At 68.9% G+C, this 12,336-nt stretch carries 12 protein-coding genes; 7 read left to right on the top strand and 5 right to left on the bottom strand.

Annotated features, from left to right (window positions below; all coding sequences use genetic code 11):
* Positions 1–41 precede the first annotated feature (41 nt).
* Positions 42–830, top strand: a complete 789-nt coding sequence (locus tag ACQ86A_RS02055) for a GntR family transcriptional regulator (RefSeq protein ID WP_431278977.1) — start codon at positions 42–44, stop codon at positions 828–830.
* A gap of 41 nt (positions 831–871) precedes the next feature.
* Positions 872–1,741, top strand: a complete 870-nt coding sequence (locus tag ACQ86A_RS02050) for a ribokinase (RefSeq protein ID WP_431278976.1) — start codon at positions 872–874, stop codon at positions 1,739–1,741.
* Here the strand turns inward: ACQ86A_RS02050 and ACQ86A_RS02045 are convergent.
* Positions 1,705–2,511: an MBL fold metallo-hydrolase gene (locus tag ACQ86A_RS02045; RefSeq protein WP_431278975.1), complete on the bottom strand. Its 807-nt coding sequence runs from the start codon at positions 2,509–2,511 to the stop codon at positions 1,705–1,707. The genes ACQ86A_RS02050 and ACQ86A_RS02045 overlap by 37 nt on opposite strands.
* A gap of 57 nt (positions 2,512–2,568) precedes the next feature.
* On the opposite strand from ACQ86A_RS02045, the gene ACQ86A_RS02040 reads away from it, so the two are divergent.
* Positions 2,569–3,912, top strand: coding sequence for an MATE family efflux transporter (locus ACQ86A_RS02040; RefSeq protein ID WP_431278974.1), 1,344 nt, complete (start codon positions 2,569–2,571; stop codon positions 3,910–3,912).
* A 3-nt stretch (positions 3,913–3,915) separates the two neighbouring features.
* Here the strand turns inward: ACQ86A_RS02040 and ACQ86A_RS02035 are convergent, their stop codons facing one another.
* Positions 3,916–5,127 (bottom strand): amidohydrolase, encoded by a 1,212-nt coding sequence (locus ACQ86A_RS02035; protein ID WP_431278973.1) that lies wholly within the window; start codon positions 5,125–5,127, stop codon positions 3,916–3,918.
* A 163-nt stretch (positions 5,128–5,290) separates the two neighbouring features.
* Positions 5,291–6,352, bottom strand: coding sequence for a LacI family DNA-binding transcriptional regulator (locus ACQ86A_RS02030; RefSeq protein WP_431278972.1), 1,062 nt, complete (start codon positions 6,350–6,352; stop codon positions 5,291–5,293).
* Between the two features lie 84 nt (positions 6,353–6,436).
* On the opposite strand from ACQ86A_RS02030, the gene ACQ86A_RS02025 reads away from it, so the two are divergent.
* On the top strand, positions 6,437–7,711 hold the full coding sequence (locus ACQ86A_RS02025) for an MFS transporter (RefSeq protein WP_431278971.1): 1,275 nt from the start codon (positions 6,437–6,439) through the stop codon (positions 7,709–7,711).
* Positions 7,712–7,835: 124 nt separating this feature from the next.
* On the opposite strand, the gene ACQ86A_RS02020 is transcribed toward ACQ86A_RS02025, so the two are convergent.
* Complete coding sequence (locus ACQ86A_RS02020) at positions 7,836–8,786, bottom strand: helix-turn-helix transcriptional regulator (RefSeq protein WP_431278970.1); 951 nt, start codon at positions 8,784–8,786, stop codon at positions 7,836–7,838.
* Positions 8,787–8,856: 70 nt separating this feature from the next.
* On the opposite strand from ACQ86A_RS02020, the gene ACQ86A_RS02015 reads away from it, so the two are divergent.
* Positions 8,857–10,011: an epoxide hydrolase family protein gene (locus ACQ86A_RS02015; RefSeq protein WP_431278969.1), complete on the top strand. Its 1,155-nt coding sequence runs from the start codon at positions 8,857–8,859 to the stop codon at positions 10,009–10,011.
* Between the two features lie 56 nt (positions 10,012–10,067).
* Here ACQ86A_RS02015 and ACQ86A_RS02010 read toward each other — a convergent pair whose 3' ends face one another.
* Positions 10,068–11,111: a lactonase family protein gene (locus ACQ86A_RS02010; protein WP_431278968.1), complete on the bottom strand. Its 1,044-nt coding sequence runs from the start codon at positions 11,109–11,111 to the stop codon at positions 10,068–10,070.
* 94 nt (positions 11,112–11,205) lie between these two features.
* Here ACQ86A_RS02010 and nucS point away from each other — a divergent pair, with 94 nt between their 5' ends.
* Together nucS and ACQ86A_RS02000 are read left to right on the top strand one after the other, a co-directional pair.
* Entirely contained in the window at positions 11,206–11,901 is a 696-nt protein-coding gene (gene nucS, locus ACQ86A_RS02005) for an endonuclease NucS (protein WP_431278967.1), read from the top strand.
* Positions 11,901–12,323, top strand: coding sequence for an SseB family protein (locus ACQ86A_RS02000; RefSeq protein WP_431278966.1), 423 nt, complete (start codon positions 11,901–11,903; stop codon positions 12,321–12,323). The genes nucS and ACQ86A_RS02000 overlap by 1 nt, the downstream gene beginning before the upstream one ends.
* The last annotated feature ends 13 nt before the right edge of the window (positions 12,324–12,336 follow it).

The following is a 12,336-nucleotide window of genomic DNA, read 5'->3' as shown; positions in this document are numbered from 1 at the left end:
GACATGTGCAACAGTGCGCTATTCGTGGTTGAATGAGGCCCATGACGACGACCGTGGATCAGTTTCTCGACCGCGATCTCACTACGACGGTGGGGCAGCCCCTGCGCGTCGCGGTGTATTCGCGCATCGCGGAAGGTATCCGCACGAAGGTATTCGCGCTGGGGTCTGCGCTCCCCCGCGAAACCGAACTGGGCAACGCGCTCGGCGTCAGTCGCACAGTCGTGCGCGAGGCACTGATGCTGCTCGAAGAAGACGGCCTCATCGTCACGAGACGTGGCATCGGGCGATTCGTTGCCACGAGCATCCCCCGCGTCGGGCTGGAGGAGTTGCGACCGTTCGAGCAGGCGTTGTCGGAGGGCGATACACCTGTGACTGTGCGCCCGATCGAATTCGTCATCCAGCAGACGACCGACTTCGTCTCGAACAAGCTCGGTCTGGATCTCGCCGCGAACACCTGGTTCCGCGAGAGCGTCGTCGAGCGGGACGGCGAGCCGATCGCGATCGTGCAGGAGCACGTGCCGGCCGGCCGCTATCTCAGTGACGTCAGCCCCGCACTGGCCGACAACCTGCAGGCTGCCGCCGACTCGCCCGCGACCCTTCTCGCCGGCCTGACCGAACGCTGCGGTCCGGTGTTCGGTGCTGGTGTGTGCCAGATCGCCGTCAACGTCGTCGGCGCCACCCGCGGCAAGCTGCTGAACCTCGACGCCAAGGACCCGGTACTGATCCTCACGCAGACGGCCGAGTTCGACGGCACACCGCTCTACCTCGCTAAGTGCATCGTCTCCACGCGAGTCGGGCACCTCTCTGTCGTGCAGGCCTCGGCGTTCTAACGCCTCCGCCCGCAAACCCTTGCAACCTCCTTGGAGACTCCATGCCTCAGACGTCCTCTCCGCTCGCCCTCACCGTGGTCGGGAGCATCAATATCGACCTCACGGCCCGCACAGAACGCCTTCCCGAGCCGGGCGAGACGATTGGCGGCGGACGCCTCCGGCGAGACGCCGGAGGCAAGGGCGCGAATCAGGCGACGGCAGCCTCGCGGCTCGGAGCGAGCGTCCGGATGGTCGGAGCAGTCGGACGGGACAGCGACGGCGATGCGATGCGCTCATCACTCGAACGCGCAGGCGTCGACATCCGAAACGTGCGCACGGTCGATGAACCGACGGGCACCGCACTGATCGTGGTGGATGCAGCGGGCGAGAATCAGATCGCTGTGTGCGAGGGTGCCAACTCCGCCGTGAGCATCGACGACGTCGACTTCGCCGCGAGCGAGACCGTGCTCGCGCAGCTCGAGATCTCGATCGATCTCGCGGTGACCCTCGCCGAACGAGTACCCGGCTTCTTCGCCCTCAACGCAGCACCCGCCCAGCCGCTCCCGCCTGCGCTGCTCGACCGCGCCGACCTCATCATCGTCAACGAGACGGAGTACGCCCTCATCCCCGAACTCGCGGGGGCAAAGCTCGTCGCCGTCACCTACGGGTCGGAGGGCGCAGCGCTCTTGGAGCGCGGCGAGACGATCGCGTTCGCCCCCGCGGTCAAGACATCGGTGGTCAACACGGTCGGCGCCGGCGACTCCTTCTGCGCTGCGCTCACGCTCGCCCTCCGCTCGGGACTCGACCCCGAGCTTGCTTTGCGCACCGCTTGCGCCGTGGGCGCTGCGGCCGTCGCCGACCCGGCATCGCAGCCTCAGCTCGGTCTGCTCGTCGACTACGTTCCCGTGGAGTCTGTTCCCGCATTGAGCTGACCGCTCGGCTCCACCACGAACACCGATCCCGGTCGGGCGAGCTCAACGGGTCCGTCGTAGTGCTGCTGCGCGCGAGCGGCGGCGGCCTCACCCGAGAGCCCGAGCGCGGTGTGCGTCACGATGAGCCGACCCACCCCAGCGCGCGTGGCCGTCGCGCCCGCCTCTTCCGGCGTCTGGTGCACAGGATGCTCGCCGCGCTCCTGTGCGTCGATGCCGGCCTCGCAGAGCAGCGCGTCGCATCCGGAAGCCAGCTCGTCGAGCGCTTCGCAGGGCCCAGTGTCGCCCGAGAATGCGAACGAGCCGTCGTCGGCAGTGTCGACGCGCAAAGCGTATCCGGGAACGTCGTGGTCGACCTCGCGCCACGAGAGCGTCAGGTCTCCCACCTGCGCTGAGCCGCCGCCCGGGGTGGCGCCCAGATCGGCGAACCCGAACACGAGGTCGAGGCCGGTTTCGGCGCTGCCGCCGAGGAACGCGACCATCCGCTCGCGCAACCCGTGCGGGGCGAAGAGAGGGATGGGCGCGCCCGGCAGCACATCCCCGAACCTGTAGGCGTAGTAGGCAGTGAGCAGATCAGACGTGTGGTCGGCGTGCGTGTGCGAGATCCAGATCGCGTCGATGTCCTCGAGCTGCACGTGGCGCTGCAGCTCGGCGAGGGTGCCGGCGCCCGCATCCACCCAGATGGACGTGTCGCCGCTCTGCACCAGGTAGCCGGAGCAGGCGTTGCCCGGCCGCGGATAGTGGGTCGAACTCCCCAACGTCGTCACCCTCATTCCCGCATGCTACCGCCCGCAAAACTGTCCGTCCCGAACGGTAGCCTTGGGCCGGTGATGAGCGACGTCGGGCGGCAGAGGGTCGGGCGGCAACGGGTCGACCGCGAGATCCTGCGCCTGGCCGTTCCAGCACTCGGCGCGCTCGTGGCCGAGCCGGTGTTCCTGCTCGCCGACTCGGCGATGGTCGGTCACCTCGGCGTGACACCGCTCGCCGGCCTCGGGATAGCCAGTGCCATCCTGCAGACCATCGTCGGCCTCATGGTCTTCCTTGCTTACAGCACCACCCCGGCGGTAGCACGCAGCCTCGGCGCCGGGGACGAACGCGGTGCGGTCGCGGCCGGCGTCGACGGATCCTGGCTGGCGCTCGGTCTCGGGATCGTCCTGGCCGTCGCGGGCTGGTTTGCCGCGCCGTCCCTGGTTGCGCTGTTCGGTGCTTCGTCCGCCATCTCCGAAGCAGCGACCACCTACCTGACGATCTCGATGCTCGGGCTGCCCGCGATGCTGCTCGTCTTCGCCGGCACCGGTCTACTGCGCGGGCTGCAGGACACCCGCACTCCCTTGGTCGTAGCCGTCGCGGGGTTCGCCGTGAACATCCTGCTCAACTTCGTCTTCATCTATCCGCTCGGGCTCGGGATCGCCGGGTCGGCCATCGGGACCGTCGTCGCGCAGTGGGGCATGGCAGCCGTGTACCTCGTGATCGTCGCCCGGGAGGCTCGCCGAGTTCAGACTCCGCTGCTGCCGCACCACACCGGGCTCGGCAGCAGCGCACGGGCGGGCGGCTGGCTCTTCGTTCGAACGGCGAGCCTGCGCGCTGCCATGCTGCTCGCCGTCTTCACCGCAACGCAGCTGGGTCCGGATGAACTCGCCGCGTTCCAGGTGACGATGACCGTCTTCGCCACGGTCGCGTTCGCCCTCGACGCCCTCGCGATCGCCGCGCAGGCGCTCGTCGGCAAGGGGCTGGGCGCGGGTGAGTTGGAGGGCGTGCGGGCGGTGCTCCGCCGCTGCCTGCAGTGGGGCGTCGGGGCCGGAGTGGTGTTCGGAGCATTCGTCGTGGTGGTGAGCCCGTTCGCGGCCGCGCTGTTCACGAGCGACCCGGCGGTCGCATCCCTGCTCCCGATCTCCCTCGTCATCATCGGCGTCGGCGCACCGCTCGGCGGGTACGTGTTCGTGCTCGACGGGGTGCTGATCGGGGCCGGGGATGCGCGCTACCTGGCGCTCACGGGACTCACGAACGTGGCGGTGTTCGTTCCGCTCGCGCTCGCCGTCGGCGCGTGGGGCGGCCACGATGCGTCAGGACTCGCCTGGCTGACGGCTGCTTTCGCCTTCGGTTACATCGGTGCCCGTGCCCTCACCCTCGGCCTGCGTGCACGCACCACCCGCTGGATGCGCGCCGGGGCGTAACCGCTAGGCGAGCCACTCCCGCGCAGCGACCACGAGCGCACGCACGCCGGTGTCGATCGTCGGCTGCGCCAACGGCGCGAAGTGCGGCGAGTGGTTCGACGGGATGTCGGTCTGCAGCGTCCCGGCGGCGGCAGCCGCAGCGTAGACAGCGGGCTCGGCCCCACCGAGGATCCAGTACACGAGCGGCACCCCGGCAGCGGTGGCCAGGTTGCCCACATCCTCGCTGCCCGAGAGCGCACCCGGGTCGAAGAGCGCACCCTCGCCGAACTCCGCAGCGAACGCGGCGGTGACCCGGGCGGTCGCGTCGAGGTCGTTCACGGTCACCGGATACCTCTCGCCGTATTCGACGGTCGGCGCCGCGGTGGCTCCGGATGCCGCTGCTTCCGCCGCCACGATCCGCTCGACGCCCGCAAGCACTCCGGCCCGCACCTCCTCATTGAAGCTGCGCACACTGATCCCGAGCTTCGCCTCGGCGGCGATGATGTTGTTGGCCGATCCGGCGTGCAGCGACCCGACCGTGACGACCGATGTGTCGTGCGGCGCGACCTCGCGCGACACGACCGTCTGCAGACGCATGACGGTCGCTGCGGCCATCACCACGGGGTCGATCGTCGTCTCGGGGCGCGAGCCGTGTCCGCCGCGGCCGAAGAGCGTGACCTCCATGGTGTCGACGGCGGCCATGGCGGCTCCCGGATGCGCGCCGAGCATCCCGGCGGGCAGCGGCGTCACGTGCTGGCCGAGCACCACATCCGGATGCGGCACCTTCTCGTACAGACCGTCTTCGACCATCACCTGGGCGCCGCCACCGTGCTCCTCGCCCGGCTGGAAGAGGGCGACCAGCGTGCCGCTCCACTCGGCGCGCTCGGCGACGAGGCGCTCGACGGCGCCGATAAGGCAGGTGATGTGGATGTCGTGGCCGCAGGCGTGCATCACCGGCACGACGGTACCGGTATGGTCGGTGCCGGTCTGGGTAGACGCCCAGGCCAGGCCGGTGTCCTCGAGCACGGGCAGCGCATCCATGTCCGCACGCAGCAGCACGGTCGGTCCGTCGCCGTTCGCGAGTACGCCGACGACACCGGTACGGCCGATGCCGGTCGTGACGTCGAGCCCGAGGTCGCGCAGGTGTTCGGCGACGAGGCCGGCTGTGCGGTGTTCCTGGAACGAGAGTTCGGGGTGGCTGTGCAGGTCGCGGTACAGGGCTTCGAGATCCGTCATGCCCTCAGCCTAGGTCGAGGTGCGCATCCGGAACTCAGGAGAATTCGGGCGACACTCCGGTGGAGACTCCGTAATTACGGAGATTTGGGGCGTGCGGGGGCGAATTCTCCTGCGTTGGGGGAGGGAGAAGGCGGAAAGGGGCCGACGCCGACAGGACGGAAGATCAGCGGGCAGGGGGCGCGGTGGTGTTGCCGAGGTGGAAGACGCTCGTGAAGGTGGCGGGATGCGCGGTGCGGCCGTCGAGCATGTCCACGATCGCGACGCCGGCGGCCCGCCCCTTGTCGACGGCAGGTTGCACGAGGGTGGTCAGGTCGTACGGCCAGAGCCCGTCGACCCGCACGCCGTCGAATCCGACGACGCTGAGGTCGGCCGGCACCGAGAGCTCCAGTTCTTCGGCGGCCCGGATGACACCCGCGGCGAGCAGATCGCTCTGCGCGATGATCGCGGTGGGCCGGCCGTTCGGGTCGTCGAGCAGAGCGTGGCCGGCACGACGGCCCTCGTCGACGAAGGATCCGCGGGTTGCGTACGCGGGCGCATCCGGAAACACGTCGCGGACGCCCGCGAGTCGCTCGATGGTGGTGTTCGAGGTGCCGGCCGCGAGGAGTTCGGGAGTGATCGGTCCGCGAGTGCGATCGCGGTCGAGCGAGAGCGCGACGACGGCGACGCGTTCGTGCCCGAGGTCCTTCACGTGCTGGGCGGCGATGCGAGTCGCGTCGCGGTTGTCCTGGCCGATGGTGAGCACGTCGTCGGCCGGGTCGCCCTCTATGGCGACGAGCGGGATGCCGCGCTGGCGCAGGATGGCGACCGACTCGTCGAGCCGCGGGCTGCAGCCGATCAGCACCACCGCATCCATCGGAGCGTCGTCGATGCGCTGGGCCGTGTCGCCCGCGTCGGTGAGGATGAGCAGCCCGGCGTCGATCGCGCCGATCTCCTGGGCGATGCCGTCGAGCAGCGCGATCTTGATCGGGTCGTGGAAGGCGTCGCGCACGCGCTCCTCCATGACGACGCCGACGATGCCCGAGCGGCCGCGGCGAAGCGAACGGGCACGCGGGTCTGGGCCTGCGTAGTTCAGCTCTTTCGCGGCGGCGAGCACCCTGTCCCGGGTGGAATCGGAGACGGGCCCGGTGCCGCTGAACGCGAGCGACGCCGTGGAGTTGGAGACGCCCGCTAGGCGGGCCACCGCGGCGAGCGTCGGGCGCGCTGGGGTCGTGCTTACGTCGTTCACGTGTGGTAGCTTAGTCGAATCGTTTCGATCGAATCGATTCGATGCCCTTCTTCACACCAGTTTACGAGACCCGTCAGGATCAGGATGTCGCAGTCGACCCCGACCACGAACCGCAGCCGCCGAGAACTCACCGCCTGGCGCAATGCGGTCTTCGTCATCTTCATTCTGAGCGGTCTCGCGATCGCCTCCTGGGTGGCGCGCATTCCCGGTGTCCGTGACGGGCTCGACCTCGGCAAGGACCCGTCGGCGGTCGGCCTCCTCATCCTCGGGATGTCGGTCGGCGCGATCATCGGCCTCGGTTTCTCCTCCCCAGTGCTGGTTCGCTTCGGTCCGCACAAGGGGATGATCGCCGGACTCACGATCGCCTCGATCGGGCTCGTGCTCCTCGGTGTCGGCACCTCGGTCACCCACTCGATCCCGATGGTCGCGATCGGGCTCATCATGCTCGGCTTCGGCAACGGGATGGTCGACGTCATGATGAACGTGGAGGGCACCGCCGTCGAGCGCGAGATCGGCAAGACCCTGATGCCGCTCATGCACGCCTGCTTCAGCCTGGGCACGGTGGTCGGCGCCGGCCTCGGAGCCGCGATGGCCGCTCTGAACATCGACGTCTCGTGGCACCTCATCGCCATCGCCGTCGTGATCGTTATCTCCGCCGTCATAGCCGTTCGGTACATCCCGCGCGAGGCCGATCTCGGCGACGAGGTCACCGAGAAGCCGAAGATCCCGTTCGGTCAGCGGATGCGCGACAGTCTCGCCGTGTGGGCCGACTGGCGGCTCATCCTGATCGGCGTCGTGATGCTCGGCATGGCCTTCGGCGAGGGCTCGGCCAACGACTGGATCTCCCTCGCGGTGGTCGACGGGCACGGTCAGGCCAACTCCACGGGTGCCATCGTGTTCGGCTTCTTCGTCGCCGCGATGACGATCGGCCGGGTCGCCGGCGGACCCATCGTCGACAGGATCGGCCGCGTGATGGCGATCAGGATCACGGCCGGCCTCGGCGCTGCGGGACTGCTCATCTTCATCCTGGGCGGACCGCTCTGGCTCGTCGTGATCGGCACCGTGCTGTGGGGCTTCGGAGTCTCGCTCGGCTTCCCGCTCGGCATGTCGGCGGCCGCCGACGGCACCGCTAACCCGGCCGCCCGAGTGAGCGCGGTGGCGATCATCGGCTACTGCGCCTTCCTCGTCGGACCGCCGGTCATCGGCTTCCTCGGCAAGGAGTTCGGCCTGCTGAACGCGCTCTACCTCGTGCTCGTGCTTCTCGTCGGAGCATTCCTGGCCGCGCCGGCCGTCCGCGAGTCGCGCGCCGTCCGCAGCGCCGCCCCCGCTCCCGCTCCCGCCCCCAGCGACGCCGCCTGACCCTCGACCCGCCCCATTTGCCACTTGACGTCACTCTCAGGCGCTGAGAACGACGGATAGTGGCAAATGAGCGGCTCAGGATGCGCGCGGGCGAGCGCAGCGAGCGACCGCGAGCGACCGCGCGTCACACGACCGAGCGGGCGTAGCGCGCGCCGAGCGCACGCAGCTGGGTGACCAGCTCGGGCGGTGAGGCCACGTGGAAGTCGAGCCCGAGCATCCCGATGTACACCGCGATGATCTCGACGCTGTCGCCGCCCGTGACCAGCACGCAGGTCTCGTCGTCGATCGGCTCGACGACGCCGACCGTCGCGTTGATCCGCGACAGCACCTCCTCGGCAGGCGCGAACACCGTGATCCGCACGTGGATCGCCCAGCCCGTCGACGACACCGTGCGCAGAACGAAGCTTGAGTAGTCCTCGCCCTCGAGGGGCCGAGGCGCGAACTGTCGCCGCGTGGGCATCCTGAGCATCATCCAGTCGACGCGATGTGCCGCCCACTCGCCGCTGTGAGCGTCACGCGCCACGACGTACCAGCGGCGCTGCCAGTTGACGAGACGGTACGGCTCGACGACGTGCTGCACGTCGTGGGCGTCGAAGCGGAGCCAGTGCTGGTCGTGGATGGCCGTGGCGATCGCCGAGAGCACCTCCGCATCGACGACCGGGTCGTCCACATTACTGCCGGTGTTCTCCGGAGCCTTGGACACGGTCTCGTGCACCGCCGTCACCTTCACGCGCAGATGGTTCGGCAGCACCTGCTCCAGCTTGCGCAGGGCACGCGCACTGCTCTCCTCGATGCCGCTGATCCCGGTGGCGGCGCGAAGGCCGATCGTCACAGCGACCGCCTCTTCGTCGTCGAGCAGCAGTGGTGGCATGGTCCCGCCCGATCCGAGCCGGTAGTGGCCCGCCGGCCCGCGCACCGCATCGACGGGGTAGCCGAGCTCGCGCAGCCGATCGACGTCGGTGCGGATCGTCCGCGCGCTCACCCCGAGGCGTTCGGCGAGTTCGCCGCCCGTCCACGCCGGCCGAACCTGCAGCAGGGTCAGGATGCGCAGCATCCGGGAGGCCGTATCCGTCACCTCTGCATCCTTCCACTTTCCCTCGCTGTATAGGAAGTGAATGCTCCTATTAGGTTTCTACAGTGAAGCCATGACAACTCAGACGAACACCTCAGAAACCATCACCCCGTTCCGTGTCGCCGTCTCCGACGCCGACATCGCCGACCTGCGCGACCGCGTCGCCCGCACCCGCCTCCCCCGCGCCGTGCCGAACGAGGACGACTGGCAGTACGGCGTTCCCAACTCCTACCTCGGCGAGGTCGTCGAGGCCTGGCAGAACGACTTCGACTGGCGCGCCCAGGAGGACAAGATCAACGCCTTCCCCGGCTACCTCACCGAGATCGAGGGGCAGACGATCCACTTCCTCCACGTTCCGTCGGCCGAGGAGAACGCGACCCCGCTGCTGCTCGTGCACTCGTACCCCGGCAGCTTCGTCGACTTCCTCGACCTGATCGGCCCGCTGGTCGACCCCGTCGCCCACGGCGGCCGGGCTCAGGATGCGTTCTCGGTCGTCGTCCCGTCGCTCCCCGGTTTCGGGTTCAGCACCCCCGTCGTCGAGCGGGGATGGACGATGGCGCGGGTCGCCCGCACCTTCGACATCCTGATGCACCGCCTCGGCTACGACGAGTACGGAACCCACGGCAGCGACGGCGGCGCGATGGTCGCGCGGGAGTTCGGTCTGGCCGCACCCGAGGGCTACCTCGGTTCGCACGTGCTGCAGCTGTTCTCCTTCCCCTCGGGCGACCCGGCCGAGTTCGAGAAGCTGGAGCCGAAGGACTACGCGGCCCTCGAGCACATGCAGTGGTTCCAGTCGGTCGGAGGCTACAACGCCTTCAACGCGAGCCGCCCGCAGACGGTCGCGGTCGCGCTCTCCGACTCCCCTGTCGGCCAGCTCGCCTGGAACGAGCTGTTCCAGTCGTTCGGCAACGGCACGAGCCTCGTGACCACCGAGCAGATCCTCACCGAGGCCTCGCTCGAGTGGTTCACGAACACCTCGGCGACGATGGGCCGCTACCACTACGAAGAGGCGCACGCCGGAGCGGAGCCCGCGGTGAACCACTCCCCGATCGGAGTCGCCGTCTTCTCCGACGATTTCAAGTCGGTGCGCACGTTCGCCGAGCGGGACAACGACAACATCATCCACTGGTCGGAGTTCGACGGCGGAGGCCACTACGCGGCGCTCGAGCGCCCCGAGGTGCTGGCCGAAGACATCCGGCTGTTCTTCGCAACGCTCCGGTCGCGCTGAGTCTCAGCACTTCGACCGGCGGAGGCCGGGCACCCCACCGGGTGTCCGGCCTTTCGCTAGACCAGACGGAGGCAGACCGGGGTCGGCACCGAGGCGAGCGACACGAACTCGAGCGAGCGCGTCTCCTCCTCGAAGGAGAACACGGCCACGCTGTCACTGTCCTGGTTGGCGATCAGGATGCGCCGCGCATCCGGAGTCAGGATGAGGTCGCGCGGCGCCTTGCCCCGGGTCGACTCGCTCGCCACCAGCTTGAGACCCGCACTGTCCTCGAACGAGAACACCGCGACCGTGTCGTCGCCGCGGTTCGTGACGAACACTGTTGCACCGCTGGGCGACACCCGGATCGCCGCCGCGGAGCTGTCACCGGCAGCATCCTCAGGGCGAGTGGATGCTCCACCCACCCGCACGAATCGGTCTCCGTCACGACGCAGCACGTCCACCGTGTTGTCGAGTTCGTTCACGACGAAAGCGTGACGCCCGTCGGGGTGGAAGGCCAGGTGCCGCGGACCCACAGCGCCCGGCGAGATCGTCGCCTCCGGGCGCAGGGTCAGTGCGCCATCTTCACCGAACGAATAGAAGAGAACCTGTCCGAGCCCCAGGTCGACCACCGCAAGCTCACTGGTCTCGGGGTCGAAGACCAGGTTGTGCACGTGCGGACCCTCCTGGCGCCGCGCATCCGGGCCGCTGCCCTCGTGCTGCACGAAGGCGACTCTGTCGCCGAGCGCTCCGTCTTCGGCGAGCGCGAACACCGCGATCGAGCCGCCGCCGTACGCGCCCACGAGCACGAAGCGCTCGCTCGGGTCGAGTGTGAGGTGCGCGGGTTCGGCCCCTCCGACCGATACTGTGCCGAGGGCGTTGAGCGCGCCCGAGGTGTCGCGCGCAAAGGCGGCGACCCGACCATCCGGGGCCGCCTCCTCGACCGCGTACACGCGAGAGCCGTCCGCGGTCGCGGTCAGCCACGACGGGTTCGTCAGCTTCGCCGCGACCGTCGCCTCCACGACGATGTCACCGTCGAAGATGGCGCTGACGACGCCGTCCGCGTGCCCGTCGACATGGGGGAGGGTCTCCGTGTACGTGCCGATGAGCAGTGCGCTGGTCATCCCCCCATCCTGGCAGCGCACAGGGTCCGACTCGTCACCCACGGCCCACGGATGGGGCGATTTCGGCATCCCGCACTCCCCGTACGATGGGTGGGTGCGTCTTGTCATTGCGAAGTGCTCCGTCGACTATGCGGGAAGGCTGAGCGCGCATCTCCCGCTCGCGAACCGGCTCCTCATGCTGAAGTCCGACGGCAGCCTGCTCGTGCACTCCGACGGCGGCTCGTACAAGCCGCTCAACTGGATGAGCCCGCCCTGCACGCTCACCGTTCTCGAACCCGACGAGGCCCAGGCCGAGGCCGGCGTGACCGAGATCTGGAAGGTCACCCAGGCGAAGACGGCCGACATGCTCGTCGTGTCGATCCACGACATCGTGCACGACTCCGCACACGATCTCGGCGTCGACCCCGGTCTGCAGAAGGACGGCGTCGAAGCGCACCTCCAGAAGCTGCTCGCCGAGCAGATCCACCTCCTGGGCGACGGGCACGTGCTCGTGCGCCGCGAGTACATGACCGCCATCGGGCCGGTCGACATCCTGGCTCGGGATGCGTCGGGCGGCGCCGTCGCCGTCGAACTGAAGCGCCGTGGCGACATCGACGGCGTCGAGCAGCTCACCCGCTACCTCGAGCTGATGAACCGCGACCCACACCTCGCCCCAGTGGTGGGCGTCTTCGCCGCACAGGAGATCAAGCCGCAGGCCCGAACCCTCGCCGAAGACCGCGGCATCCGCTGCCTCGTGCTCGACTACGACGCGATGCGCGGCCTCGACGACAGCGACAGCAGGCTGTTCTGATGGCACTGAAGCCGCGCTTCCCCTCCAGCTACGAGAACGTACCCGTGCGCAAGGCGCTCGCGGCGATCACGGCCGAGCCGAGCATCCCGAACCTGGACGCACTGCTCGCCGCAGCCGTGAAGGGCGGCCTGGTCGTCGACGTCACCGGCTCGACCCCCGAGAACACCACGCTGCGCACGATCTCGTCGACGACGGGCGAAGCCGTTCTGCCGCTCTTCACCTCGATGAAGGCGCTTCGGGATGCCGTCGGCAGCACCGCAGAAGGCGCGGGCCAGAAGGTCCAGGCCGTCATCGTGCCCTCTTTGGAGGCCCTCGGCTTCATAGCCACAGCGGACTTCGTGGCTGTACAGTTCAACCCCGGCGCCGAAGAGACCATGGTCGTCGCCCGATCTCACATCGAATCCGCCCTGAGCGGACGTTGAGCGTTCTTCGAGC

It is taken from the genome of Leifsonia poae (assembly GCF_050632195.1).
GTDB lineage: Bacteria > Actinomycetota > Actinomycetes > Actinomycetales > Microbacteriaceae > Leifsonia > Leifsonia poae_C.
This window is presented reverse-complemented; position numbering and strand designations above follow the sequence as displayed.